31 protein-coding genes and 1 pseudogene are annotated in these 24,950 nt (G+C 59.2%); 10 read left to right on the forward strand and 22 right to left on the reverse strand.

Annotated features, from left to right (window positions below):
- Positions 1–17 precede the first annotated feature (17 nt).
- The 5 genes from ACQAYK_RS04490 to ACQAYK_RS04510 all read right to left on the reverse strand — a co-directional run bounded on the left by ACQAYK_RS04490 (position 18) and on the right by ACQAYK_RS04510 (position 4,870).
- The gene (locus ACQAYK_RS04490) at positions 18–1,955 is read right to left on the reverse strand and encodes a lytic transglycosylase domain-containing protein (RefSeq protein ID WP_215872004.1); all 1,938 of its coding nucleotides are present in this window, start codon (positions 1,953–1,955) and stop codon (positions 18–20) included.
- Positions 1,956–1,960: 5 nt separating this feature from the next.
- Positions 1,961–2,329, reverse strand: a complete 369-nt coding sequence (locus tag ACQAYK_RS04495; RefSeq protein ID WP_215872003.1) for a hypothetical protein — start codon at positions 2,327–2,329, stop codon at positions 1,961–1,963.
- Positions 2,330–2,410: 81 nt separating this feature from the next.
- Positions 2,411–3,190 carry a metal ABC transporter permease gene (locus ACQAYK_RS04500; protein WP_215872002.1) on the reverse strand — a complete coding sequence of 260 codons (780 nt, stop codon included), beginning with the start codon at positions 3,188–3,190 and terminating at the stop codon, positions 2,411–2,413.
- Positions 3,190–4,050 carry a metal ABC transporter permease gene (locus tag ACQAYK_RS04505; protein ID WP_255790167.1) on the reverse strand — a complete coding sequence of 287 codons (861 nt, stop codon included), beginning with the start codon at positions 4,048–4,050 and terminating at the stop codon, positions 3,190–3,192. The genes ACQAYK_RS04500 and ACQAYK_RS04505 overlap by 1 nt, the downstream gene beginning before the upstream one ends.
- Positions 4,043–4,870 carry a metal ABC transporter ATP-binding protein gene (locus tag ACQAYK_RS04510; RefSeq protein WP_215872000.1) on the reverse strand — a complete coding sequence of 276 codons (828 nt, stop codon included), beginning with the start codon at positions 4,868–4,870 and terminating at the stop codon, positions 4,043–4,045. Before ACQAYK_RS04510 ends, ACQAYK_RS04505 begins: the two co-directional genes overlap by 8 nt.
- Before the next feature lie 133 nt (positions 4,871–5,003).
- Between ACQAYK_RS04510 and ACQAYK_RS04515 the strand changes: the two genes are divergently transcribed.
- Both ACQAYK_RS04515 and ACQAYK_RS04520 read left to right on the forward strand, forming a co-directional pair.
- Entirely contained in the window at positions 5,004–6,452 is a 1,449-nt protein-coding gene (locus ACQAYK_RS04515) for a phosphomannomutase (RefSeq protein WP_483167949.1), read from the forward strand.
- Positions 6,453–6,455: 3 nt separating this feature from the next.
- Complete coding sequence (locus ACQAYK_RS04520) at positions 6,456–6,734, forward strand: hypothetical protein (protein ID WP_483167950.1); 279 nt, start codon at positions 6,456–6,458, stop codon at positions 6,732–6,734.
- An 18-nt stretch (positions 6,735–6,752) separates the two neighbouring features.
- Here the strand turns inward: ACQAYK_RS04520 and ACQAYK_RS04525 are convergent, their stop codons facing one another.
- The 12 genes and pseudogenes from ACQAYK_RS04525 to motD all read right to left on the reverse strand — a co-directional run bounded on the left by ACQAYK_RS04525 (position 6,753) and on the right by motD (position 16,568).
- A complete protein-coding gene (locus ACQAYK_RS04525; RefSeq protein WP_483167951.1) occupies positions 6,753–7,061 on the reverse strand; it encodes a hypothetical protein in 309 nt (102 codons plus the stop codon).
- A 6-nt stretch (positions 7,062–7,067) separates the two neighbouring features.
- The gene (locus ACQAYK_RS04530; protein ID WP_483168022.1) at positions 7,068–7,670 is read right to left on the reverse strand and encodes a CZB domain-containing protein; all 603 of its coding nucleotides are present in this window, start codon (positions 7,668–7,670) and stop codon (positions 7,068–7,070) included.
- Positions 7,647–8,432 (reverse strand): annotated as a pseudogene (locus ACQAYK_RS04535) (methyl-accepting chemotaxis protein); the annotation flags it as partial. The gene ACQAYK_RS04530 and the pseudogene ACQAYK_RS04535, both read right to left, overlap by 24 nt.
- A gap of 15 nt (positions 8,433–8,447) precedes the next feature.
- Complete coding sequence (locus tag ACQAYK_RS04540) at positions 8,448–9,404, reverse strand: chemotaxis protein (protein ID WP_483167952.1); 957 nt, start codon at positions 9,402–9,404, stop codon at positions 8,448–8,450.
- Between the two features lie 3 nt (positions 9,405–9,407).
- On the reverse strand, positions 9,408–10,664 hold the full coding sequence (locus tag ACQAYK_RS04545) for a methyl-accepting chemotaxis protein (protein ID WP_483167953.1): 1,257 nt from the start codon (positions 10,662–10,664) through the stop codon (positions 9,408–9,410).
- 10 nt (positions 10,665–10,674) lie between these two features.
- A complete protein-coding gene (locus ACQAYK_RS04550) occupies positions 10,675–11,430 on the reverse strand; it encodes an oxygen-binding di-iron domain-containing protein (protein ID WP_483167954.1) in 756 nt (251 codons plus the stop codon).
- Positions 11,417–12,052: a hypothetical protein gene (locus ACQAYK_RS04555; protein ID WP_483167955.1), complete on the reverse strand. Its 636-nt coding sequence runs from the start codon at positions 12,050–12,052 to the stop codon at positions 11,417–11,419. The genes ACQAYK_RS04550 and ACQAYK_RS04555 overlap by 14 nt, the downstream gene beginning before the upstream one ends.
- Positions 12,049–14,106 carry a chemotaxis protein CheA gene (locus ACQAYK_RS04560; RefSeq protein WP_483167956.1) on the reverse strand — a complete coding sequence of 686 codons (2,058 nt, stop codon included), beginning with the start codon at positions 14,104–14,106 and terminating at the stop codon, positions 12,049–12,051. The genes ACQAYK_RS04555 and ACQAYK_RS04560 overlap by 4 nt, the downstream gene beginning before the upstream one ends.
- 2 nt (positions 14,107–14,108) lie before the next feature.
- On the reverse strand, positions 14,109–14,582 hold the full coding sequence (locus ACQAYK_RS04565) for a protein phosphatase CheZ (protein WP_483167957.1): 474 nt from the start codon (positions 14,580–14,582) through the stop codon (positions 14,109–14,111).
- Positions 14,579–14,998, reverse strand: coding sequence for a chemotaxis response regulator CheY (cheY, locus tag ACQAYK_RS04570; RefSeq protein ID WP_483167958.1), 420 nt, complete (start codon positions 14,996–14,998; stop codon positions 14,579–14,581). The genes ACQAYK_RS04565 and cheY overlap by 4 nt, the downstream gene beginning before the upstream one ends.
- Before the next feature lie 128 nt (positions 14,999–15,126).
- Positions 15,127–15,705, reverse strand: coding sequence for an SPOR domain-containing protein (locus tag ACQAYK_RS04575; RefSeq protein ID WP_483167959.1), 579 nt, complete (start codon positions 15,703–15,705; stop codon positions 15,127–15,129).
- Between the two features lie 14 nt (positions 15,706–15,719).
- Positions 15,720–16,568, reverse strand: a complete 849-nt coding sequence (gene motD / locus ACQAYK_RS04580) for a flagellar motor protein MotD (RefSeq protein WP_483167960.1) — start codon at positions 16,566–16,568, stop codon at positions 15,720–15,722.
- 103 nt (positions 16,569–16,671) lie between these two features.
- Here motD and ACQAYK_RS04585 point away from each other — a divergent pair, with 103 nt between their 5' ends.
- Positions 16,672–17,403, forward strand: a complete 732-nt coding sequence (locus ACQAYK_RS04585; protein WP_483167961.1) for a PilZ domain-containing protein — start codon at positions 16,672–16,674, stop codon at positions 17,401–17,403.
- Here the strand turns inward: ACQAYK_RS04585 and fliW are convergent.
- The 5 genes from fliW to flgA form a co-directional block, all read right to left on the reverse strand.
- Positions 17,383–17,859 (reverse strand): flagellar assembly protein FliW, encoded by a 477-nt coding sequence (gene fliW / locus ACQAYK_RS04590; protein WP_483167962.1) that lies wholly within the window; start codon positions 17,857–17,859, stop codon positions 17,383–17,385. The two genes, ACQAYK_RS04585 and fliW, sit on opposite strands and share 21 nt — an antisense overlap.
- On the reverse strand, positions 17,856–18,104 hold the full coding sequence (locus ACQAYK_RS04595) for a carbon storage regulator (protein WP_483167963.1): 249 nt from the start codon (positions 18,102–18,104) through the stop codon (positions 17,856–17,858). The genes fliW and ACQAYK_RS04595 overlap by 4 nt, the downstream gene beginning before the upstream one ends.
- The gene (locus tag ACQAYK_RS04600; protein WP_483167964.1) at positions 18,104–18,493 is read right to left on the reverse strand and encodes a hypothetical protein; all 390 of its coding nucleotides are present in this window, start codon (positions 18,491–18,493) and stop codon (positions 18,104–18,106) included. Before ACQAYK_RS04600 ends, ACQAYK_RS04595 begins: the two co-directional genes overlap by 1 nt.
- A gap of 3 nt (positions 18,494–18,496) precedes the next feature.
- Positions 18,497–18,802, reverse strand: a complete 306-nt coding sequence (gene flgM / locus ACQAYK_RS04605) for a flagellar biosynthesis anti-sigma factor FlgM (protein ID WP_483167965.1) — start codon at positions 18,800–18,802, stop codon at positions 18,497–18,499.
- 85 nt (positions 18,803–18,887) lie between these two features.
- On the reverse strand, positions 18,888–19,721 hold the full coding sequence (flgA, locus tag ACQAYK_RS04610) for a flagellar basal body P-ring formation chaperone FlgA (RefSeq protein ID WP_483167966.1): 834 nt from the start codon (positions 19,719–19,721) through the stop codon (positions 18,888–18,890).
- 132 nt (positions 19,722–19,853) lie between these two features.
- Between flgA and flgB the strand changes: the two genes are divergently transcribed.
- From flgB to ACQAYK_RS04645, 7 genes are read left to right on the forward strand one after another with little or no spacing between them, the layout of a single operon-like run.
- Complete coding sequence (gene flgB, locus ACQAYK_RS04615) at positions 19,854–20,267, forward strand: flagellar basal body rod protein FlgB (protein WP_483167967.1); 414 nt, start codon at positions 19,854–19,856, stop codon at positions 20,265–20,267.
- A 22-nt stretch (positions 20,268–20,289) separates the two neighbouring features.
- Entirely contained in the window at positions 20,290–20,700 is a 411-nt protein-coding gene (gene flgC / locus ACQAYK_RS04620; protein ID WP_483166102.1) for a flagellar basal body rod protein FlgC, read from the forward strand.
- 2 nt (positions 20,701–20,702) lie between these two features.
- Entirely contained in the window at positions 20,703–21,398 is a 696-nt protein-coding gene (locus ACQAYK_RS04625; protein WP_483167968.1) for a flagellar hook assembly protein FlgD, read from the forward strand.
- Between the two features lie 10 nt (positions 21,399–21,408).
- Positions 21,409–22,647: a flagellar hook protein FlgE gene (gene flgE / locus ACQAYK_RS04630; RefSeq protein ID WP_483167969.1), complete on the forward strand. Its 1,239-nt coding sequence runs from the start codon at positions 21,409–21,411 to the stop codon at positions 22,645–22,647.
- 15 nt (positions 22,648–22,662) lie between these two features.
- Positions 22,663–23,409 carry a flagellar basal-body rod protein FlgF gene (gene flgF / locus ACQAYK_RS04635; protein WP_483167970.1) on the forward strand — a complete coding sequence of 249 codons (747 nt, stop codon included), beginning with the start codon at positions 22,663–22,665 and terminating at the stop codon, positions 23,407–23,409.
- Between the two features lie 18 nt (positions 23,410–23,427).
- Complete coding sequence (gene flgG, locus ACQAYK_RS04640; protein WP_215871975.1) at positions 23,428–24,213, forward strand: flagellar basal-body rod protein FlgG; 786 nt, start codon at positions 23,428–23,430, stop codon at positions 24,211–24,213.
- Between the two features lie 13 nt (positions 24,214–24,226).
- Positions 24,227–24,949, forward strand: coding sequence for a flagellar basal body L-ring protein FlgH (locus ACQAYK_RS04645; RefSeq protein ID WP_483167971.1), 723 nt, complete (start codon positions 24,227–24,229; stop codon positions 24,947–24,949).
- Position 24,950 lies beyond the last annotated feature (1 nt).

Consider the following 24,950-nt stretch of genomic DNA (forward strand, 5'->3'; position numbering starts at 1 on the left):
GTCGGTAGTTCGCACCACTATCTGGCCAGCTGCCAGTAGGACAGGGGGGACGCCGCTGCTTCGGAAAGAAGCATGCGATAGACGATGGCATTGCTCAAAACGGTCGTGACATAGTCGCGGGTCTGTTGATAGGGAATATTGGCGGCAAAGATCAATCCTGCCCAAGGACTCTCGCCGAGGGTAATCTTTTGCAGCCAGCGATTCACGGCGCCCGGTCCGGCGTTGTAGGCAGCGGCGAGAAGTACGGGGGAATCGCCAAACTGCGAACGCAGGTAGGCCAGGTAGGTGGTGCCAATCTGGATGTTGCCGGCCGCCGTTTGCAGATCAGCGGCAGCGCTTTGCGGATAGCGGCTTTGCACCCAGGCCGCGGTGGCCGGCATGACCTGCATGATCCCCTGGGCGCCCACAGAAGAGCGGATACCGGGTGCAAATCCGGATTCCTGGCGGATCACACCGGCGACGAAGGAGGGGGAAAGACCATTACGGTTGGCGCTGGCGATGATGTCCTGGCGATAGGGGAGCACGTAACCTTGCTGCCAGTCGGCATCGTTGCCGATGCGCGTGCTGGCATTGATGACCAGCAGCCAGGCCTGATTTTGTGCAGCCTGGCGGTCTGCCGCTTTGATGGCAGTGGCATCCGGGAGGGTATCGAGGTACTGCCCCCATTCCCACAGGGCATCGAAATACAGCCCCAGCTGATAGAGTTTCAGGGCGCGCCGCAGACTGTTGTTTGTCGTACCTGCAGCAGCTGGCTGGGAGAATGCGTCAGCGACCAGCTCCGCAGGGCTCTGGCTGCGCGCGGGGAGACGTAGACTTTGGCCAAGGGCTGCACTGGCCAGCTGTCCATAGGCATCGAAGGGGGAAGCGATCTGTTGCCAGAGCTGTCGCGCCAAGGCGCTCTTTCCCGTTTTTTGTAATGCCAGCGCCTTCCAGAATTGCCATTGGCTTTGTTGTGCTTGATCTGCCGGCAAGCGCCCTACGGCGGCAAGCACCAAGGGCCAATTTTGCTGCAACAGGGCTGACCGCACCATCCAATGGAGAGTTTCCGCATTGGGCCGGAAGCTGGGGTCGACGCTTAGTGCGGCCTGATACCAGGCATTGGCAGTGCTCGTCTGGAACTTACCCGCAGCCTGTAGCGCCGCGCTGTAGCACACCGATGCACGCTGCGCAGGGGAAAGACCGGGCAGGGTCTGACTCTGGGCCACCGCGAGCGCGGGATCGTTTGGTAGCATCGCGAGCAGAGCGAGATGCAGCAGTTCGGCGCCGTCGTGCGCGCCGTAGCTCTCTAACGCAGTGCTGCCCTGGCTTGCTAGCCAGGTATTGGGGCTTTGCAGGAGTTTGTTCAAGGCCGACGCCGCAGTACCAGGAAGAAAACTGGCAAAAGTCCCGGCACTGTGGAGATGCCCGCCACGAATCATCTCCGCCAGTTTATGCCAGAGCAGCGTTTGTGAAATTTGTCCCTGGGCAAGGGCCGTCCGTGCCATTCGGTTGCAGGCGCCATTGCTCGCTGTTGCCGCATCCCATAGCGTGGCTGGATTGCCAATCTGTAGCAGTGGGTTGTGCGCCGCATAACAACGGACGCTGAGGTTTTTCGGCGCGGGGCCGGCCCGATAGACCTCGGCAAAGTTCTGCCAGTCGTGGCGCTGTCCCAACTCCAGTAGCCATTGTCGGCGTAGCAGCAGATAAGCGGACCCATGCGGGAACTCATTGGCGAAGGACTGAAATTGTGTTGCTTGCAGCGTGCTCAGTCGTGGCTGCAGGGACCAGTAGGCTACCCAGGGGCCCATGTAGGTATTGGCAAGCTGGGGAAGCGCGGCCGCCGCGGGACGATAGTTGCCCTGGGCGAAGGCATCGGCGGCATTTTGCAGCAACTGCTCTTGCTGCGGGGTGAGGGCAGCATGAGCGAGACCGGAGATGAATAGCAGTCCAGCCCCGAGCCAGTGACGCAGGTGCATCGGGCTTACTTTTGTTTGAGGTGCAGCCAGCGTCCGAGGTGTTTGCTCAGTGACTCACCGCGGCGGGGATGATCCTGCGCCAGCGGCCCGACATGCAGGTTGAGGGGTTCGCAATGGTCCTTCCCGTGGCAGATGACGCCATGTGATTCACAGGACGCGCCGGCTTGTTGCAATACTGCCACCATGTGTTCTTCCAGTTCCGCACCGCAACGGCCATCATACTGGATCAGGGCAAGGGCCTTTTCCGGCAGGTAGTCGATATGCCCCCCGAGTTTTTCAAATTCTTCCAGTTTCTTACGTGCTTCCGGAGTGACGCCATGCAGGGCACCGCTGATGATGAAGCGATCGGGTCGTTTACTGCCGCTTGTGCTCATGACTTCCCTCGATAGCGCGTTCGTGATCTTTCTCTCGATGGGCATAGATGATGCCACCTCGCGAGCGAGGAGGGAAGCCGCTCAGTTCCTGGCAAAGATGCGACTGAACAGGAAAAGTGCCGCCCCCTGAATACCAACAAAAAAACTCAATGGCCAGTTGGACCAGTAGGACAGGGCAATGGATGACCAACTCAGCAGCTCGGCAAAGAGGATGGCGAGCGCCCAGGCGTGATACGGACGGCGAGACAGCCGTTGGGCGGCAGCGGCGGGACTCACCAACAGGGTAAACACCAGCAGGGTGCCGACCACCGGCACGGCGGCGGCGCTGACCAGGGCCAGGAGAAGGAGAAAAAACCACTCTATACGTGCACTGGAGATGGCGTGCGCGTTCGCGAGCTCAGGTTGGGTGGATTCCAGAAGCAAAATGGGAAACTGCCAGAGGAGGAGCAGCAATACGACGCTGACGAGCAGGGCCAGAGGCAGGAGACTGGCAGAGGAGATGCCCAGCACTTCGCCAAATAGCAGGCCGTAGACCCGCGCAGCATATTCCCGGCCCAGGCTCAAAAACAGTCCCCCCAGGGCCAGAAAGCTGCTCAGCAGCAGACCCATCGCCACGTCGCGACGTCCCAAACGAGAAAAAATGCGCAGAAAGAGGACGCCGATAATAGCAAAACCGCCCAGGCCCCAGAGGGGGGCAAAACCCAGCAGGCTGGCCAAGGCACCACCGGGAAAGGCGGCCAGGGGCAGGGCATGGGCGGCAAAGGCGCTGCGCCGGAGAACGACGAAATAGCCGAGGCTGCCGGCGGCAATGGCCAGCAGGGTGGCGGCAATCCAGGTGTGCAGGAGAAAACTGGAAAACATCAGTGTTTGGCCCGTCGCCGGGAGGCCAGAGCTGCGCTGGCCAGGTACAGCAGGAGAATCAGGAGTACGACGAAAAAGCTCACCGGCCAGCTGGCACCACCCGACCAATAATAGCTCATGAACGCGAGGTAGATGCCCCCCAGCACGGCGGTGAGGGCGATTCCCTGGGCGTAGAGAAAGCTCTGCCAGGGCCTACGGGTCAGACGCAACGCACTTGCCGCAGGGCCGAGCAGCAGCGCGGTGGCGAGGATGACGCCAATGGAGAGGGCCGACAGGGCCGCCGCGGTACCGAGCAGTAGCAGGTAGAGCAGTTCCAGGCGGCGTACGGGCAATCCTGCGGCACGTCCGAGATCGGGGTTGGCAGCAATCAGCAAGAGTGGGCGGTAGAGCAGGACGATCAAAGCAATGGCGACTCCCACCAGAATAATCGTTGGCCAGAGCAGTTGCGGATCCAACGCAAAGATCGACCCAAACATGACCTCCACTGTGGCGCCGCTGGCTTGCGTGCTGCTCACGTCCAAGTAGAGGAAGAGTGCGGAAATTCCCAGCGTCGCCCCGAGCACCACACCGGTAGCCAGATCGCGTTCGCGGGCGCGTCGCAGGCCTAATGCCCCCATGGCCAGAGCCGCCAACCAGGCCATCCCGAGGAATCCCCACAGGGCGGCACTCCCAAGAAAGATTGCCACCGCTCCGCCAGCACTACTACCGTCCCCCAGGGCGTGACCGGCAAAGCTATGCTGCCGCAGCACGGTAAAGATCCCCATGCTGCCGTTCAGGATTGCCGCCAATGCACCGATCCAAAGGGCAGTCTGCACCGCAGAATTGTGCAGAAAGCTCGCCAGATGCAGGGGGTCAGTCATGTTCATCCAGATCTTCGTGGACGTGGCAGGGGATTTCCAGGCCCTGCTGCGGGTTTTTGGGCAGGATCAGCAGGCGTCCGCGATGCTGCAATACTTCTACTGGGTAACCATAGAGCCGGTTCAATACATCGCTGCGCACGACCTCGGCCACGTTGCCCGCCGCAGCCCGGCCGCCGACCAGATACACGAGATGATCGAGTATGGGCAGCAATGGGTTCATATCGTGCGCCGTAACTAGAACGCTGATCCCCTGTTTACGGGCCAGTACACCCAGTAGCTCCACCAGGCGGCTGGCACTGGCGAAATCGAGGTTGGCAAGAGGCTCATCGAGGAGCAGCAGGCGCGGTCGACGGGCGAGGGCATGGGCAATGACGGCGCGCTGCTGTTGCCCGCCGGAAAGCATCCCTACCCGTTGTTCGGCAAAGCTCTCGGCTTGTACCGCGGCAAGCGCGTCAGCCACCGCCGCGGTATCCGACCCTTGCCACCAGTGACGGCCGGTTTGCCCCAGAGCCACCAGATCTCGGGTGCGCAGGGGTAGGTACGGATCGAAAGCGATTTTTTGCGGAACATAGCCAATCTGCGAAAGTTGTCCGCGTACGGTCTTGCCCAGCACCCGGATGCTTCCTTTCTGCCAGGGCTGAATGCCCAGGATGCTGCGCAAGAGGGTGGTTTTGCCCGCCCCATTCTCACCAATCAGGGCGGAGACGCTCCCCTTGTTCAGGGTAAAAGAGATGTCCTGCAACACCTGTCTGCCGCCGAGGCGTACGCACAGGTTGGAGACTTCCAGAACGGGATCAGTCGAGACAGAAAAGGCAGGCATGCATGCGTACCAGCGCAACAGAGTTGCGAAATGTAGGATGGGTATGCTTTGCTGTCAAGCGCTTGTACCCGCTTGGCGGAGTGCGGGATCGGCCCGGCATGATATGCTTGGCAGAGAAGCGAGGGAGAGAACGATGGCAGCATTTGGTACGAGTGGTTTGCGGGGATTGGTAACGGAGCTGACCGACGCAGTGGTGGTCGGGCATGTGTCGGCATTCTTGCGCTATCTGCAGACGCTGGGAGAGTTCGCGCCGGGTGGAGAGGTGTATTTGGCTGGAGATTTGCGCCCCAGTACCAGCGCCATCCTGGAAGCGGCCTGGCAGGGTGTATTGGTGGCTGGCGGAACGCCGCGCTATCTCGGGCGTATCCCTTCCCCAGCCCTGGCCTTTGCTGGTTTTCAGGCGGGGGTGCCGTCGCTCATGGTGACTGGCAGCCATATCCCCTTCGACCGTAACGGTATCAAGTTCAATCGGCCAAAAGCCGAGCTCAGCAAAAGCGATGAGGCCGGGATCCTGCAGGCTTTACCTTCTCCCGACCCGGAGAAATTCACGCCTACGGGGGCGCTGCGCCAACGGCCGCAGTTGCCCGGTGTCGAAGAGTTTGGGTTGACACAATATCGCCGTCGCTACCTCGATTTTTTTGTGGGCCAGCCGCTTCTAGGCTGGCGTGTTGGTGTCTATCAACACTCGGGGGTGGCGCGGGATCTGTTGCCGGAACTTTTACAGGCCCTGGGTGCAGATATGGTGCTGTTGGCGCGCTCCGAAGAATTTGTGCCGATGGATACCGAGGCACTGCGCCCGGAAGATCGTGTTCTGGCCGAGCGCTGGGTGGCGGAGCATGGCCTGCAGGCGTTACTCAGCACCGATGGCGATGCCGATCGGCCGATGCTGGCGGACGAGACTGGGACCTGGTGGCGCGGCGATCAACTGGGGCAAATTTGTGCGGCGTTGTTGGGGGCCGACGGGGTGGTGACACCCATTTCGAGCAATACCGGACTCGAGCGCAGTGGAAAATTCCGGCGGACTTTACGCACCCGCATCGGTTCCCCTTACGTAATCTCGGGTATGGAGCAGTTGTTGGCCGAGGGCTGTGCACGAGTAGTTGGCTATGAGGCGAATGGTGGGTTTCTGCTTGCTTCGACCCTGGACGCAGAGGGCCGCAGGCTTGAACCCCTGCCCACCCGGGATGCCATCTTGCCCATGCTCGCCGCCCTGATCGCTGCAGCGCAAGCGGGTGCGCCGCTCTCCAGCCTTCTGCAGGAACTGCCACAGCGCTATACCAGCAGTGATCGGGTGCAGAATTTCCCCACGGAGCGTAGCCGCGAGCTATTGGCCCACTATCAGGAGGGGAGCGGCAATCTGGCGGCCTTCAATGAAGATTTCTCGGGCTTGGGTTTTGTTGGCACGGCAATGGATCTGACGGACGGGATTCGGGCACAGAGTGAAGCCGATGAAATTCTCCATTTGCGCCCTTCGGGTAATGCCCCCGAGTTGCGCTGCTATGTGGAGGCGGCGACGGCCGAGCGTGCGGATGCGCTGCTGGCGGCGGCGATGCAGCGGCTCCATTCCTGGAAATCTGTCTAGTCGATGCGTTGGCGCCGTCGCTCTTCCTGGATCTATACCGGCCTAGGCCTCTTTGCCATCGCGTTGTTTTTAATGGTGATGCGCTATCTGGGGGTGGTATTCGAGACCAACGCCAAGGCGCAGCTAGCCTTGCATGGATCGACTGTCGGCGTGGATACCCTGCTCCATTTGGCCGCCATTTGTAACTGGGTGCGCTGGCGCTGGATTGCCGACTTGCTGCTGCTGGCCGCGGCAGTCACGATTTTTGGTCTGGGGCGCGATTGGTGGACGGCGCGACATTGACCGACCACTTGCTGCGCGTCAGTCGCTGGACGAGCGGAATGGACGGGTGGGCAGCAGCGCCTCGAGCAGCCATTCCGCCAGGAAAAACAGGCTGCGAACGACTACACGAGCGATATACCAAAGGACCAGAAAGCGCAGGACGTCGAGGAGGTAGGGAGCCCAAAATGGTGCTGCGGAAGAAATTGCCGGGGGAAGCAGCAAGGTACCACTGGCGGCGGCAATGGCGGCAGCGAGGGCAATAGCCCAAAGGCGGAATTTTGGCCAAAGCGGTACTGGGGCAGCGGCGACTTCTGCCTCTTCGTTTGCCACCGGCTCCTGTTTTGCCACCCGAACTTACTCCCCAGAGACCCCCGCACTCGCGGCCAGAACCTTGTCGCGCAACTTATCGAGCTGCGCCTGTACCATTTGACTCAGGCTTTTGAGTTGTTCTGCGCCCTTGCCAATTGCGGCAGTGTCGTTGTCCCGTACGGATTGGACCAGGCGTAATCCCAGCTTGTGTACCTGCGGGTGCACCTGCTGCAGGGCGGCGAATTCGGTGCTCTGGGTCACGGTGACATCGTTCAGGCCGTCCATCCACCTCCCTAGCCGACAGGCGTGCTCGTCCTTGAGCTCGTCTGCCCCGAGGCGGGTATCACCGGTGCTGATGGCTTCGAGGACCTTTCCCACCCAGCGTACATGGTCACTCTTGGCAATGCTGAGGCGCACAGCAACAGGTATAGTGCCCAGCATGGCCTTTTCGGCGGCCTGCTCGAGGTCATTTTGTACCTTTCCGAGGCAATCGCGAATTTCCCGGAAACTGCCATCAAATTCTTGCATCGATCCACCCAGTGTTTGCATGTGCACACCCATAGCCTCGGCGGCGGCGATTTCCTGGGCGCTGCCGGCAATGATGTTCTGTATATTGTCCTGGGTCTTCTGGGCGGAATGATTGGCCATACCCAACACCTCGGCAACCGTCTCGAGAGAATCGCCGCCACGACGCAGGTGCTGGATGCTTGCGGACACTCGATTCTCGACTTCGGCAGCGCCCTCATTGATGCTGGTGGCGGCATTACGGATGTCGCTCGCGGCCCGGGAGGAGCTCTGTGCCAGCTTTTTGACTTCGTCTGCCACGACGGCGAAGCCCCGCCCATGTTCGCCAGCGCGTGCGGCCTCGATCGCTGCGTTAAGCGCCAGCAGGTTGGTTTGTTTGGCAATCTCCTGTACCTTCACCGCCAGGGTAGTAATAGTCCGGGTCTGCTCTAGAAAGGCCTGGACCGTTTTGCCCATGCCATTCACCGCCTGCTCGACGAGATCCATTTCACCGATGAGCTCGGAGAGACGCTGATTCCCCAACTGCACATCGCGCAGGGTGTGTTCGGCGAGGTCTTGGTTGGCCGCTACCGCAGCCGCAGAATCCTTGACCGCGCGAATGACCGCCTCTGCCTGATCGAGCAGAGACTGGCTGTCGAGCTCGGCGCGTTGCAGGCTGTCGTGAAACCCGAGCCCGAGAAGGTGGATGTTGTTTGTTCCCTGATAAGCCAGCGTCTGCTGATCGAGCACCTGGCAATATTGTTGCAGTCGTTGCCGCTGTTGCTCGCAGATCGGCGTTATCGAACTCTGGAATTCCTCATCCTCGCGCAATAAGCGGATGGTTTCGGGATCACCATCGAGGCAGGCATCAAGCAGGGAAGCGAGAGAGTCTGGCTTGTTTATCATGGTTCTGGCCTCGTGTTACCGGCGATGGATGACATTAGCGATGGAGCGCGCCAGATCGTCGGGCAGAAATTTGGCGACATAGCCGTCGGCATCAACGCTCCTTGCATGGGCCTCGTTGGCACTGCCCGAGAGCGATGAGTGAATGATCACTGGTAGCGCGCGCAGGTTTTCGTTCTCTTTGATGCGGCGCGTCAGGGTGAAGCCATCCATCTCTGGCATTTCCAGGTCAGTGAGGACCATCGCGACCCTGTCGGTGATGTTGCGGCCCTCGGCGCGCGCGTCCTTGGCCAGCTGTTGCAGACGCTCCCATGCCTCCTTACCCGTTTTGGTGCTGATAAAGGGGAGCCCCAGGCTGTGCAGGGTCTTTTCGATTTGATTGCGGGCCACTGCGGAATCATCTGCATATAGAATGACCGAGCCGGGGGGGATTTCCACGTGGTGCTGTTGGCCGAGCTCATCGCCGCTCTTGAAGCGGGAGGGCAATACCTGACGCAGGATATGTTCGACGTCGAGCACTAATGCCAGCCGGGCCTTTTCCTCATCTTCGTCGAGTCGGGCGAGACTGGTGACCAGCCCGCCTACGGCTGCGCCTTCGGCGGAAAGTACTCGGCTCCAGTCGAGGCGTACGATTTCCTCGACGTCCTCCACGGCGAACCCTTGCACGGAGCGTTCATATTCAGTGACCAACAGGATGTTCAGTCCGCTCGCCTGGCAACCTACCACACTGGGCAGATCAATGACGGGGAGAATCTGCCCGCGGATATTCGCGACTCCCAGGACATGTTCTGGCGCCCCCGGCATGGGGGTGATCTTCGGCATGACCAAGGCCTCACGTACCTTGAAAACATTGATGCCGAAGAGCTCCTGACTGCCTAGAGTAGCGTCGGCTCCGAGGCGAAAAACGAGCAGTTCGAATTTGTTGGTACCCGCGAGTTGGGCGCGTTCCTCGACTTCCCGCAAGACGCTTGCCATTTCTTACTCCTTGATCCGATGATGTAGTTCACGGCTCAGCCGCTCGAGATGTTGCAGCACTTCATCCTTTGCCTGTCGGGCCTGTTCCACCTGTTTCTCTGCCTCATCCTTCTGCTGCCGGTCTCTGGCTTCCAATGCTGCACGCAGACTCTGGTGAAATCTCTGATGCGGTGCCTTCAATGCCGTATATTCAGGGTGATTCTTCAGAAGCTTGTCGCCCAACATCGCCATCCAATTCCCCAGGGAACAGCTGTGTTCATCCTTGAGATCGGCAAGCGTCAGGCGGTTGGAACCCAGGGAAATTTCGTCTGCAACTTCCCGGAAGCGATCCTGATGGCTTTGTCGGGCGGTATCAATGCTGGCAGCAGCGGCCAACCAACTGAGGTTGCCAACCTGTTCCTGCAGATGTGCGGTCACCGCCGCCGCGTCACCGACCTGCGCCTGATTCTGCTCCGCTACCTTGCTCAGGGACTGTGCCGATTGGGAGATAGTGGTGACGTTAGTCTGGACCTCTTCGGTGGCTTCCTGCACTCGCCGGGAGAGGTTGCGGACTTCGTCGGCGACCACGGCGAAGCCGCGTCCGTGTTCGCCGGCGCGTGCTGCTTCAATGGCGGCGTTGAGGGCCAGCAGATTGGTCTGGTAGGCAATTTCGCGAATGGTCTGGGCAATCCGGCCAATCCCATTGATTTGTTGTGCGAGCGCAGTCACACCTTCTTGATTGTTGTGAATGCTGGCGCGCAGCAGATTCAGATTTTGGCTGGTACTGCCCATTGCCTCCCTTGCGCTTTGCGTGAGTTCGTTGAGCTTGATGGCGCTGGTGATGGCATTGCTGACGATGCCACTACGCTCGATTTGTTCCCTGCGCACAGAACTGTTATCCATCCACGAGGCATGGAAGGCCAAGGTGCGACCAGTTTCGTCGCGTACGGCACTAAACCGTAGAATGAAACTGATTTCACCCAGGTCGAGTACCGTGTGGTGCTCCTGAAGACCGCCGTCGGCAAGTCGTCGAAAGATCGCCCGCACCCGTTCTGGATCGTGATGAAACTGGTGGATGGAGTGATCCTGTGCCTTCCTGACATCCGCGCCCCGCAGCTCTCCTTGCAGTTTGCTGGCGTACCGATCCATGACCTGCCGGGCGGTTTCATTCATGTAGAAGATCCGGTTTTCCATGGCCTCGTCGGCTTCACAGAGCATCTCCAGACTCGCCAAGGGGGCGAGCAAGGCGTGTGCAACCTGCTTTAACTCTGACAATTGCATATCCGCCCCCTCAGCTCGTCATTACGCCGCTGCCCACGGGGAGAGCGGCAAACCAGTCCAGAAACCGTTGTACTTGAGGACCACTATAGATGGCGCCGTGTTGCGGGCAGAGGTAGTCGATTTCCAGTTTGCTCACCCGCTCAATCCAGTCGTCCTTGGCACGGTTGGAGGGCATCCAGCGCTGGTGAAAATAGCGCGCCTTCTCGATGTGGGCAGCAAAAGATTTACTGTCAACATCGCGGCGATCCACCCAGGCACTGTGGCCCGGGGGTAGCAGGGCCGCTCCGACGTCGCCGGTAAAGAGCACTTTGGCCTCCGGATCGTAGACGTGAAAGTTGGCAGACGCGTGCAGATAATGCGCGGGGATGAACTCCAGCCGTCGTCCGCCAACCAGGATGTTACCTCCGGCATCGGGAATGTCCTGCAGCGGAGCCTCCAGGGCACCGTAGTGGCGGATGAAACCCTCCCATAGGGCCGGAACGTGCCATTGGATTTTGGGGTTACAGGCGTGCCACAGCGGTAGGCTGGAGGCAATGTCCGGGTCCTGATGCGAAACAAAGGCCCCCTGGATACTGGCGGGAGGGACGGCTTCCACCAGTGCAGCGAAAACCTGAGGAAAAATCTCAAAACCACCAGGGTCTAGAACAAAGGACTGGCCCTGGGATTCCATGACGTAGACATTGGAATCAATGACTCGACTTTCCTGCTGGTCGTACAGAATCCACCAGCGATGATCCTTAGCCTCGAAGATTTTAGTCGCTTTCATCTTGTAACCGCTCCAGTTGCTGACGATAATCGCGCACGGCGCGCGCAACGATCCGTACGGCTTCTCCCATGTCGCGCGATACCCGCATCAACGGCACGCCACTCGCCTCGACCAGGGCCGCCTCGATGCGGCCACTCGTCACCACATATTCCTGTTCTTCCACCCCCTCTTGCAGGATGCGAACCTCCTCCAGCAGTTGGCGAAGAATTCTGCGAGCATTTTCCTGCTCTGCAGCAACGGACTTGTCCCAGGCCCTCCGGGTAGTCAGGAGCCCCGCACACTGGGCTCGCAGATTTGTACCATGAGTATTCTCCACTTGCGCGAAGTTCTGGAGCAGGCGCTGTTGCTGCAGGATGCGCATCTGCGCTTCGATCAGCGGAGCGATGTTTTCCTGCAGATGGGAGGCCGACTCGCGCAGCAGTGCGGCGCGTTCGCGGAAAGCCTGCGCTACAACTCCGTAACCTGCCAGGGCGTTACCATGTTTTTTGACGAGAACCATGGCGTTGAGGGCGCGGCGATCGATTTCGCGTAACGCGCGATCAATGTCCTGCCGTGCCCGAAACGAGGCGTTGACGACCTCCATGACCCGTTGTTGTTGGCGTGTGAGCTGTTCTGGAGTCATCTTGCTGCTCCCATCCGTTCGATCCCATGACGACTCAAAGTCTGGGCTTCCAGAATCAAGACAACGTTCCCGCGTCCGGAAATGGTCGCTCCCTGATACCAGTTCTCTTTGTCCAGAAAATCAAGGGGCTTGACGACGGAATCTTCGTTGCCAAGGACCTCGGAAACGAGAAGCAGGCCGCGCTCGGTCTGGATGCCTTCGACCGGCTCGCGGCCCAGACGTAATTTGCGGGCGTGCAAAAGTTCGCCCAAATCGATCATCGGGGTGACTTCGCCGTCGTCGACGCGATATACGCTGCTACCTTGCATGCGGTGAATGCGGGTTTCCTGGATCTCGACCAGGCCTTCGATAGCGCTTACCGGGAGCGCATAGATCTCCCGTCGCAGCCGTAGGTACAGAACCGGCAGAATGGCCAGCGTGAGCGGGAATTCCATGGAAATCGTGGTACCTGCCCCCAGGTTAGTGCGGATATCGAGCTGGCCGCGCAGCTTGTGCACGGTCTCTTTCACGACATCCATGCCCACCCCGCGCCCCGAGAGTTCGGTGGCCTGCTCTTTGGTGGAGAAGCCCGGACGGAAGATCAGCTCCAGGGCTTCCTGTTCGGATAGGCGCGCTGCTTGTTGAGAGCTCACTACACCCTTCTCGATAGCCTTCTGTACGACCATCTGCCGGTCGATTCCCCGGCCATCGTCGGCCACCTCGATGCGCACCCGGTCACCCAGATGAATGGCGGCGACGCGAATGGTAGCAGCTTCCGGCTTCTGCGATGCGCGGCGTTGTTCCGGTGTTTCGATACCATGATCGAGACTGTTGCGAATGAGGTGGGTCATGGGGCCGGAGAGGGCATCCACCACTGCCTTGTCGATCTCGACCTCTTCCCCGATGATTTCGAGCTGCACGTTCTTGCCGAGTTGCCGAGATGCATCCCGCACCACCCGCGGCAATTGTTGAAAGATGCGCTTACAGGGTTGCATGCGTAGGCGCATGGCATTGGCCTGCAGATCATTTACACTGAGGTCCATTTCCCGGGCGATGCGCCCGAGATCTTCATTTTCGTCGAGCAGGCTGCTGATGGCGGAGCTGAGGCGGTTGCGCAGTAATACGAGCTCGCCCACCTGATTCATGACCGCATCAAGGCGCGCGGCATCGACGCGCAGGGTATTCTCCATCTCACTGCTGGTACTGGCCACGGCGCGCGGCTCCGCCTTGGGTTTGGGCGGATCGCCGGCGGCTGGAGCGGCAGATGGATTAGGCGACCCCGCTTCTGGAGTCGGCAGATCGTGCATCCCGGCCGCTGGCCTTGCCGGACTGTTTTGCTGGGTTTCTGCTGCAGGCAGGCCGGGTGCTCCTCCGGGTCCATACAGTTGGTTGAGCGCGGCTTCAAACTCGCTCTCGGAGATCTCGTCTGCAGCGGACTTGGGCGCGTCCATCCCTGGTGCCTGCGTGCCGTAGAGCTGATCCAGCACGGCCTCGAATTCGTCTTCTGAAATTTCATCCCCGGAAGTGGCTTCCGGCGTGTCGCAATGTTCACCGTGTTGCGCAACATACACGCCAGATTTTCCCTGCTCGTCCACGCGCTGCTCGACATAGAGGGTTCCGGAAGGGGCTGGTTCCGCGGAGGCGGATGCCAGATTTTGCTGAGACGATTCCGGAGGAGGGCTGCTTTGCGGCGTGGCAAGCCCAGCGGCCAGGTCGCGAATCCGGGTCCCGAGATCCTCGGGGCCGGCAGCAGGTTCTTCTCCTTGGGCGAGCTCTTGCAGCATGCCGTCGATCACGTCCAATCCACGCAGGATGGCATCGATCATGTCACTGCTGACGCAAAGCTGGTGGCTGCGCAGTTTGTCGAGCAGGTCTTCCAGGTGGTGCGTCCAGTCGACCAGATTCTGTGCCTCCAGAAAACCGGCGCCACCTTTCAGGGTATGAAAGGCACGGAAAAGACTGGCGAGTAGCTCGTCATCTTCCGGTCGGTCTTCCAGGCAGAGGATTTCTTCCTGGGCCTTTTCCAGAAGCTCGCGGGCCTCGGCGAGGTAGTCCTGGAGAATATCCATGTCCATGATCAAATCCCCAGTTCGGCGAGGAGGGCATCGACGCCATCCTGATCGATGTCCGGATTGTTTACGCCCGGCCCGTTGGCAGCGGAGGACTGTTCTTCCATGCCCATCTCGCTTAGGGTCTGGCCAATGCGATTTTCGACTGCGCGCAGCAGGTTGATGGCCTTTTTTAGCCGCTGTCCGGCAAGGTCCTGCCCCTGCTGGCTGGCGACGATGCGCTGCAATGCCTGGTCGATCTGTCCCAGTTCGGGGTCGATGAAGGTATGGTGGGCACTGCGAATGCGCTGGAGGGCGCCTTGCGCCAATTCCACCGCAGCAAGGGTGGCCATGGTCTGCTCTTCCGTCAGGCGCAGGGCCTCTTCCAGAGGATCCTTGGCACCAGCGAGATCCTCTCCGGCGGTGTTGGCAATGCGCCGCAGCCCCTCGCGCAGCAGCAGCTCGATTTCATTCAGGGAACGCTCTGCCGGCTGACCCGTCATTGGCTCGCTCCCTGGGCTGCCTGCAGCCGCTTGAAGATGGCATCGAGTTTTTCGCGCAGGGTTTCGGCGGTGAAGGGCTTGACGATGTAGCCGTTTACCCCGGCCTGGGCGGCCTCAAGAATGTTCTCGCGTTTGGCCTCGGCGGTGACCATGAGGACGGGGAGGTGGCGCAACTGGTTATCTGCGCGGATGGCACGGAGTAGGTCGATGCCTTGCATGTTGGGCATGTTCCAGTCCGAAACGACGAAGTCGAAGGGACGACTATGCAGCTTCTGTAACGCCTGCACGCCGTCCTCTGCCTCGTCAAAGTTGCTAAAACCGATTTCGCGCAGGAGATTGCGAACGATCCGCCGCATGGTCGAAAAATCGTCGACAATGAGAATGCTGATGTTTTTGTCTACTGCGTCTATGCCCATGGGCTGGCTCCGCCTCCGGAAATGAATCACTCAAGCATTTCAGTAGGCGCAAGCAAAAGACATTCCCGCCCTGCGCCATACCCTCTCTAGCTACAATTACGGCACGGCGGCGGGAAAACTTGAGGGACTCAGGATGGGGAGGGGGTGCTCCAATACTGCGGATAGCCGTCGGCTGGCGCGACCTTGGCGGACTTCAGTTTTTGCGCCTGCAGGCTGGCGTCCAAGCGGCTCTTTTGAGGCTGTCCGGCCAGAACGCGATACAGTTTGTTGTTGGCAAGGTTGCCAATACAGACCGGAAAACCAGCCTTGTGCACCTCCTGCGCGAGGCTGCTCGCCTGCGAGAGTTTGCCGAAGGCGCCCAGCTGCACATACCATCCGGCCACCTCGCAGTTGGTTCCCGGTAGCACCAGAGAGGCCTGCTTGGCGGGAGCAGCGCTTTTTTTCTTGGCGCTCACTGTGGCGGTCGGTGCGGCAGAGGTGGGGCTCGCGGTCGCACTGGTAGGACTAGCTGGTGCACTACTGCTAGTGGGGGTCACTGTAGTCGGCAGCTGCAGATATACCGAATGGGTGCCCACGGCCCGTGGATGCCGCGTCGTACCCAGGTAGAGAAAGAGCGCCAAAATAATGACGACAGTCAAAAGTAAAATGAAAAGCCACCGCAGCGTCTTGGCGACTGCCTGCTGGTTTTTTGACGATTGCTGCGTCATATCCCTCTCCTCTATTAGCCGCGCTGATCGATGGCACCCGCCATGATGGGGTCCATGCCAGCCTTGGCTGGATGCTGTGGCGCTACGACAACGATACTCACGCGACGGTTCATGGCCAATCCTTTGACGCTGTCGTTTGGCGCTACCGGATGATACTTGCCATAGCCAGCGGCAACCAGATGCCGCGGGTCGACGCCATGGGCGCTGAAGATTTCCACCACGGCCACGGCACGCGCCGCAGAGAGGGCCCAGTTGTTGGGATAGAGCTGGGTATTGATGGGCAAGTCGTTGGTGAAGCCGTTGACCTGAATTTGATAGGGAACGGATTTCAGAACCTGGGCGATTTGCGTCAGGGTCTGCTCTGCCGCTGGGGTCAGATGGGCCTGCGCCGAAGGAAAGAGGATCTTAGCGTTCAAATCGATGACCACGCCCAACTCGCTGCGGTGAATCATCACCGTGCCGCTCTTGATGAGGGGCTGAAGCAAGGCCTCCATCTCCTTTTGCAGATCATCCAGGCGAACGGCCTCGCTGGGGGCTGCCGTGGGGGGCGGCGTTTTATTCCGGGCGTGCGCGGGCAGTGGAGTGGGTTTGGCAATTGCAGGGAGTGGCGGTAACCGTACCGGAGCAGTTGCTGCCATAGCCTGATTTGCCTGCTCCTGCTGGATAGGAATCGGAGACGTGGGATGTCCGGAAAAGGCGGAAACCAAGGTTTCCGACAAGACTTTGTACTTGCCCTCGTTGACCGAGGAAATCGCGTACATGACCACAAAGAAGGCAAAAAGCAGCGTGATGAAGTCGGCATAAGAGACCAACCAGCGCTCGTGATTTTCCCATTCCTCTTCTTTGCGAGAACGCCGCGCCATTTCGACCTCCGTTTTCCAATGCTTGATCCCATTCGCTTAACGGCAAAGATCATGCCGGCATGGATGCTGCTTGGCAAATGCAAGTTTTCTTCGGAGGTCGGCCATGCCACCAGAGCATCATCTCATCGAGACCCTGTTTCAGGAAAAATATCGGCAAGGGGAAACCGCCGCCAGGCGACTGAGTGCTGCGCTCCTGCAACAGCCAAGCTGGTCCATTCTCGCAGGAACGTCAGGACGAGTGGCAGAAAGTGAGATTCTCGACATCCTGCCCGAGGGGCGCGGATTGCTGTTTGATCCCTGGCCTGGTCTTCCCGATCGGCTGGAGGGAGTGGGGGAACTGCTGTTGCTGGTTGGCGCCCTGGCCGGCATTCCCACCGGTTTCGTGGTGCGTTTCCTGGGGATGAGTCAGTGGCGGCGCTACCCCGCTGTGCATTTGACCATGCCGGAACAGGTCTATCAGTGGCAACGACGTGGCTTTTTACGCGCCCCGGCGCCTGCCGACTGTCGCGGTCAGATTCAGCGTTTAGGGGCACGCGCGTTGACGATGGAGGTTTTGGACGTCGGTGCAGGCGGCCTGCGTGTGCGCGTAGCTCCACCAAGAGATTATGCGCTAAGCGTTGCAGAGCGCTTTTCAGCGGTCAGCTTCTCTTTTGCTGGAGAGCGCTATGCGCTTGCGGCGACCTTGCGACATCTCGGCGGTCCTCGGCGAGTGGCGGGTGCAGTGGTGCAGGAACTGGGCCTGGAGTTTGACTCAGCACCGCAGGCATTACAGGAACAACTCCTGCAATATGCCCTACGCTATGATCGTGAGGCCCTACACCGAGCCCGTCTGTGACGCTGCGTCGCTAGGGGCACCAAGACGGACAGCATGCGCCAGCAGGCAATCCGGGGGCAAATCGGAGCCCCCGCCGCTGGCTGGCCGTGCCTGTTCAACAATCCACTGCCGCAGTGATCGTTGTTCAGGACAAAAATAAAGAGGAGCGAGCTGATGCACCCGCAACTGATCCTCAGCCTTTTGCGGGAGGATCACCAGCAGCATGTTCACGCCATCGGCACAGGAGGGCTCCGGTGGATCATAGTGCAAGCCAAAATGCTCGGGTGCACAGAGAAGAAAGGCGATTAGCGGGTCGTCGAGGGATTGTAGCCATAAAAAGGGTCCCTGTTTGTCGACGTGTAGCAGCGCAAAGCGCTGCAGGTCGGCAAATCCGGAGAGTGGCAGAGAGCATTGCCAGATCTGTTCATCCCGGATCGGCAATTGACCGAAGCGCGTGGGATAGAGGGACTCGCTCATGAATTCTCCTGTGTCTGACCCGAGCCGTGTTCCGCGAGCCAGACTTCCAGCTGTCCAGGCTGACTCTGTGCGGCATCCTGGTTATCACTGCGTACCGCTTCAAACAACTCCTCGCGCAGGATCGAGATCCCCGCCGGAGTTTCCAGGCCCAGGCGAACCTGACCATCATCGATGCGCGTGACGACGATGCGAATATCCTCACCAATGCGGATGGCCTGGCCTTTTCTGCGCGTCAGGACTAGCATCAGGCACTCCCCAAACGGTGTCTGTTCTTGCCCTTGCCGATCTGGCCGGCGTCGTCGTAGAGCTTGTTTTCCGTGCCGAAGAGTAGCTGCCAGGCCTCCTGTTGGAAGCGGCCGAGGGCCTGAATGCTGGCGCCATTGCGGCGATTGATCTGGGCAATTTCCTGGAGTAGCCGTTGGCGCCGGCGCATCTCTTCGGGGCTGCCACTCTGCCCCCGGCGCTGGCTTTCCAGGGCGCTGATTTCCCGGAATAACTGCAATTTTTGCGTGGCAACCGCCTGCACCCGTGCCCAGTCTCCCTGGAGCAAGGCCGCGGATTCGCTCTCCAGCACCTGCCGCAATGCCTCAAGATGGGCAAGCTGAAGAGCAATGAGCTCGGCGGTGGATGTCACGAATTAGGCCCGCGTGCTGGGTGTCGGTCGCGCCAGCAGTTGCTGCTGATCCTGCAGCAGACCCTGCCCGATCTTGGCCGGCGAGACGACATAGCTGCCATTTTTTACCGCAGCGCGCAGGGTCTCGACGCGACTCGATTCGCTCGGGTCACTACTGGCCTGTAGCAGGGCCTGCGCGGTCGCCGAGAGCGTCACTTGCTCTTGCGGTACGTTGCTTGCCGTACTGCCGCCGGTCTTTGCAGACGTTTTGCCGCGCGGCGCGTCGGCCGTTACCGGTGTAATTGCACTTTTCGGCTGAATTGGTTCCATGGCTGCTTTCCTCTCGGCTCATCTCACGGATAACGGCACAATTGCAGAATCTCTTGAATCCTGCAAGGAAGCTTTTCTCGCGCCTTCAAAAGGATACTCGTACACTCCCGTTACTAGTCACGATGGCATGTAGTACCCGCCCAGATTGCACATTGCGTACCAGAATGCTCTGTCCCTCTTTGCCATTCTCGATGGCTTCTGCGGTGGTCGCTATGCGTACCCCGTCCCCTTGGGCAACCAGAGTTACCAATTGCCCTGCATGTACCAGATCCGGCTGCTGCAGCATCGAGCGCAGGATGGGTTGGCCAGCCATGACCCCGTAGCGCAGACGCTGGCCGATGGCCTGAGCCGGATCATGTAGCGGTTCGCCGGAGAGTTCTTCAGAATTGGCAACACCCTCATCGAGATCGCTGGCGCGCAGGACACTGTCGGCACTCAGACTGTGCGCCGCAATCAGGATCTTGCTGCCTTGGCGGATCTGTACGGGCACATACAAGGTCCAGACTTGCGGATTTTGACAATGCACCGCTACGGTTTGATTGCCAAAGGGGTTGGCGTAGCCGAAGTACCCGAGCTGCAGCCGCGTACAGGTCGGAAAGTTGACGCTTGCTGCGGGTACATCCACCGCGATCTCGCTGTTGCGCGTGCTGGCTGGCAGGTGTTGTCGCACAAACTGGGTGACGGCGCTGTTAATGGCTGCCATGCCCTCACCTGCATCGGCTTGGCTGATGGGTGCCAGGCAAGAGCCCAGGGCAGCAACAATGGCCCAGTTGCGCAAAGATCGGAACACCAGAATCCCCCATTCGTCGCTGCAGATGCGATGCGGATCTCTAGCAAAAGCCAGGCCAGAAACTTTGTCGGACTGGACCCAGAACTCTGTATAGAAGCAGCCCTGGTCGGCGGCAAAACCTTGCCGCATTTCCTGCCCGGCGGAACATTGTCGCCGATGATTTCCATAAAATTGGGGAGAAACCCTTGACCTGGGCAAGTCCCTTGGGTAGGCACGGGGTTTGCTTGAGTGTGGCGTCATCTTCGGTAGAGGCCTGATGCCATGCCCAGTCTCTTGGACCAAACCCTGAATCCTTTGGCAGACGCCCTGCGCGTGTCCGGGTACAGGCAACAATTGCTCGCCGCCAACATCGCCAATGCCAACACGCCAAATTACAAGGCGGTGGACATTCCTTTTGCCAAGACCCTGCAGGCGGTGCAGGCAGGGCAGGGCATGGGATTCCCAATGAAAACCGATCAGGCGCGGCAATTTGGCGAGGCGCCAGGTTCTCTCGCCTTGGCGAGCTATGTGCAGTATCAGCGAGGGAGTGCCGTGGGGCTGGATGGCAACTCGGTGGACATGAATCGGGAGCAGTCCGAGTTTGCGCAAAACGGCGTGCGGTATCAGGCCGATGTCACTTTCTTGACAGGAAAGATCAAAAATTTGTTGTCTGCAATCACCGGCACCACGCAGTGATTCTGGCGTAGAGGGAAAAGCCATGTCCTTGTTTTCGGTTTTCAATGTCGCGAGTTCTGGACTTACGGCGCAAAGTTATCGGCTGAATGTGGTGGCGAGTAATCTCGCCAACGCCAATTCGGCCACCAGTTCCAACGGTCAGCCCTATCGGGCGCGGGAAGTGGTCTTTGCCGCGCAACCGCAGAGCAGTAATCCGGCTGGAGTCGATGGGGTAGCGGTTGCCGGAGTCATCGAAAAACCCGGTCCCTTCAAGCTGGTGTACCAGCCGGGAAATCCTCTGGCCGATGCCCAGGGCTACGTAAAAATGCCCAATGTCAACCCAGTGGATGAATTGGTGAACATGATTTCTGCGTCCCGCGCCTATCAAGCGAATGTGAACGTGATGGAAACCACCAAGACCCTCCTGCAAAAGACCTTGACCCTAGGAGCCTGAAAATGAGTAGTGTCAATTCGCTTACCTCTGCCGTAAATCCTTTTTATGCTTCTCTGCAAAGCAACAGTGCCAGCAGTTCCGGCTCGGCCAGTTCCGGTGCCAGCGGTCTGGCCAGTGAAAGCACGTTTTATAATCTGCTGGTAACCCAGCTGACCAATCAGGATCCATTGAATCCTTTGAGTAATCAGGATCTTTCCGCCGAGTTGGCACAGTTCAGCGTGGCCAATGGTGTCAATGCCATTCAAGGCTCCCTGAGCAGTCTTATGGCGCAGATCAATCAAAATCAGGGATTGCAGGCGGCCTCGCTGATTGGAAAAACTGTCAGCACCTCGGGCAACAGTCTGCAATTGAGTGGCGGTAGCGCAGCTGGTGGCTATGATCTCAGTGCGGATGCCAGTAGTGTCGATGTGCTGGTGCAGAACTCCGCGGGGCAGACCCTGGCAGTATTGCCACAGGGCGCGCAAAGCGCCGGAATGCAGAGTTTTACCTGGAATGGCACCGATAACTCTGGCGCTGCGCTACCGGCAGGGAGTTACCAGTTCCTGGTGCAGGCCGCCAATGGATCCCAGGGCGTAAGCGCGACCCCTTACAGTTTTGGGGTGGTGAATGGGGTTACCCTGGGGAGCGCTGGTCCTACTTTACAATTAAGCGGGCAACAAGGTTCGGTTCCTTTCAGTTCCGTACAAAACATCATTTGAGGAGATGGTCATGGGTGCTTTCCAAACAGCTTTGAGCGGATTGAATGCAGCAAACACGGATTTGCAGGTGCTGGGCAATAATATTTCCAATGCCAATACCGTGGGTTTCAAGTCCTCCAACGCGGAATTTGCCGATGCCTACGCCTCGGCCATGACCAATAGCGCACCTACTTACGGGCAAGTGGGTATCGGCACGCAGGTAATGACGGTGGCGCAGCAATTCAGCCAGGGAAATATTCAAACTACCAGCAATCCGCTGGATGTAGCGATCAATGGCAATGGATTTTTCCAGTTCAATTACAATGGTGCGACGGTGTATAGCCGTAATGGACAATTGCAGCTGAATTCCGGCGGGGTGATCGTCGATGGCAATGGCGGCGAACTGATCGGTGTGCAGGCGCAAAATGGCAAATTGACCGGCCTCAGTGGCCCGCTCACCATCAGCCAGGCGGCGCTGCCACCGCAGGCATCTTCAGGCTTGAGCTATTCCCTGAATCTGGATTCCACCAACACCCCGATCTCCAGCGGTACTCCCTTCAGCATCAACGATCCAAACAGTTACAACTACTCCACGACCAGCACGGTGTACGACAGCTTGGGTACGCCACAATTGGTGACCACCTACTACCAATTGACATCCAGCAGTCCAACCAGTGGTCAAAGCTGGGACGTGTACTATTCGGCGACGGGCACCGCCAGTGGTACGGCCAGCAGCGGTTCGGTCGGTACCTTGCAGTTCAATTCGACCGGGCAGGTGCAGCCACCCAGCAGTGGTACTATAAACCTGCAGTGGGCCGATGGCGCCAATCCTTCCACCCTGGCAGTGAATTTCAGTGGTAGTACCAATTACAACTCTGCCAATGGGGTCATCGCCGCCACTACCAATGGCTACGGTGTAGGCCAGCTCTCGGGTCTTTCCGTTGACCCAAGCGGAAATATCTTTGCGCGCTACAGCAATGGCCAGTCGCAGGTCATGGGGCAGATCAGTCTGACCCGCTTTGCCAACAACAATGGATTGCAGAATCTGGGCAATAACTACTGGGCCGAGACCTACGCCTCGGGTCAGCCGTTACAAGGTAGTCCGGGTAGTACCAACCTTGGGGCGTTGCAGTCCGGTGCAGTGGAGCAATCCAATGTCGATCTCTCCAAGGATCTGGTCAATTTGATTGTCGCGCAGCAGGCCTATCAGGCCAATGCGCAGACCATCAAGACGCAGAATACCGTGGTGCAGACCTTGCTGAGTCTGTAAGGGGGGTAGATCGTCGTGGATACGCTCTACATTGCCATGACCGGTGCCAAAACCTTGCTGCAGCGGCAGGACGTGGTGGCAAACAATCTCGCCAATGCCAATACCAGTGGTTTTCGCGCGGAAATCGCCCAGTCTCGAGCCCTGCCCGTGTACGGTTCCGGGGCGGGTCTGCCGACTCGGGTCTATACCGCAACCACCGACGACAGCTGGGACTTTCAGAGTGGGCCGATCGTGCATACCGGGCGGCCGCTAGATGTTGCGATCAACGGGCAGGGTTGGATTGCCGTGCAGGCTGCGGACGGTAAAGAGGCCTATACTCGCGACGGAAATCTGCAGGTGAACGGGCAGGGTATTCTGGAAACCGCTACCGGTCATCCGGTGCTTGGGGTCAATGGTACCCCCATCTCCCTGCCGCCCATGACGGGCCTGACCATTGGCAGCAATGGCACGATTTCTGGCGTACCCCAGGGCAATCAGCCGAATGGCCTGCTCGCCATCAACCAGATCAAACTGGTGAATCCACCGGAAAAGGATCTGCGCAAGGGCGCCGATGGACTGTTCCGCACGAGTGACGGAAAAGCGGCGCCCGAGGATCCAAGCGTCGATCTGGAAGGGGGCGCGTTGGAAGGAAGCAACGTCAATCCCATCCACAGCATGATCCAGATGCTGCAGGACAGTCGGCAGTTCGAAATGCAGACCAAGTTGATCCAGACCATTGATCAGGATCGCAATACGGCCAATCAGATCCTCGTGCTTTCCTGACGATAAGGAGAAAATTTTATGATGCGCTCTCTCTATGTGGCGGCCACTGGTCTGGAAGGGGAGCAGACCAAGATGGACGTCATCGCCAATAATCTGGCGAATGTGAATACCACCGGCTTCAAACAATCGCGGGCGGTGTTTCAGGATTTGCTCTACCAGAACCTACGCCAGCCCGGCGCGCAGTCGTCGCAGACCACCCAGTATCCGTCAGGACTGCAACTCGGCACTGGGGTGCGGGTCGTGGCTACCGAGCGGCTGATGACCCAAGGCAACCTGACGCAGACGGGTAATTCTCTGGATGTCGGCATCAATGGCCAGGGCTTTTTTCAGATACTGGAGCCGAACGGCACCATTGCCTACACCCGCGACGGAACCTTTCAGCTCAACAATCAGGGGCAGCTGGTCACCTCCAACGGATATCTCTTGCAGCCACCCGTCACCATCCCGCCGAATGCGCAGAGCATCACCATCGGTGAGGATGGCACGGTCTCGGTCGTGCTGCCGGGGCAGGCGGCGCCACAGCAGGTGGGTACCATCCAGCTTGCCAACTTCATCAATCCTACCGGCCTGCAGAGCATCGGCGGCAACCTCTACCTGCAGACGGGTTCTTCGGGGGCGCCGCAGACCGGCCAGCCCAGCCTGAATGGCTTGGGCACGGTGCAGCAGGGCTACCTCGAATCTTCCAACGTCAACGTGGTTTCGGAGCTGGTGGATATGATCGCTACCCAGCGCGCCTATGAAATCAACAGTAAGGCGGTCTCGACCTCGGATTCGATGTTGGGTTACGCCATCCAGAATATCTGACGGGAGTTTGGCCATGCGGGGAGTGATGGGGTTTCGCTTGCAAAGACTCTGGCGTCTGTTTTCAGTGCTTTTCTTGGTGCTGGGCTTGACTGCCTGTGCGGAAATGCAGCATCCGAGTATGGAGCCGATCAAGCCCTTGCCCATCCCCGCCGAGCCCGCTTCTTTGAACGCGCATCCCGCCAACGGCGCCATCTGGCAACCGGAAACCAACGTCTCCCTCTTTGCCGATAATCGCGCCAACCGCGTGGGCGATTTGATCACCGTCCTGATCCAAGAGAACGCCAGTGCCTCGAACAATACCAATACTGCCATCAACCGCTCCGACTCCCTGAGCGCGGCGCTGACCAACTTCTTTGGTCTGACGCCGGCCTTTGGCAATATCGGCGGCTCGCAGATCAGCCCATCCATGGGTGCGAACAGCAGCCAAAAATTTGGCGGTACCGGCGCCACAACCCAGAGCAATACCTTTACCGCCACCCTGGAAACCACGGTGGTGCGGGTGATGGGTAATGGCAATCTGGTGATCGAGGGCTCCAAGGAGGTACTGCTCAATGGAGGACACGAGTTTATCCGGGTTGCCGGAGTGGTGCGTCCCGCCGATGTAACGCCGCAGAATACCGTGCTTTCTACACAGATTGCCGATGCACGGGTGGAATACAGCGGTGACGGCAGCATCTACGCGGCGGCGCGGATGCCCTGGCTGGCACGATTCTTTCTTTCTCTCTGGCCATTCTGAG

The organism is Acidithiobacillus sp. AC3 (assembly GCF_050261095.1).
In the GTDB taxonomy this organism is placed as follows: domain Bacteria; phylum Pseudomonadota; class Gammaproteobacteria; order Acidithiobacillales; family Acidithiobacillaceae; genus Igneacidithiobacillus; species Igneacidithiobacillus copahuensis.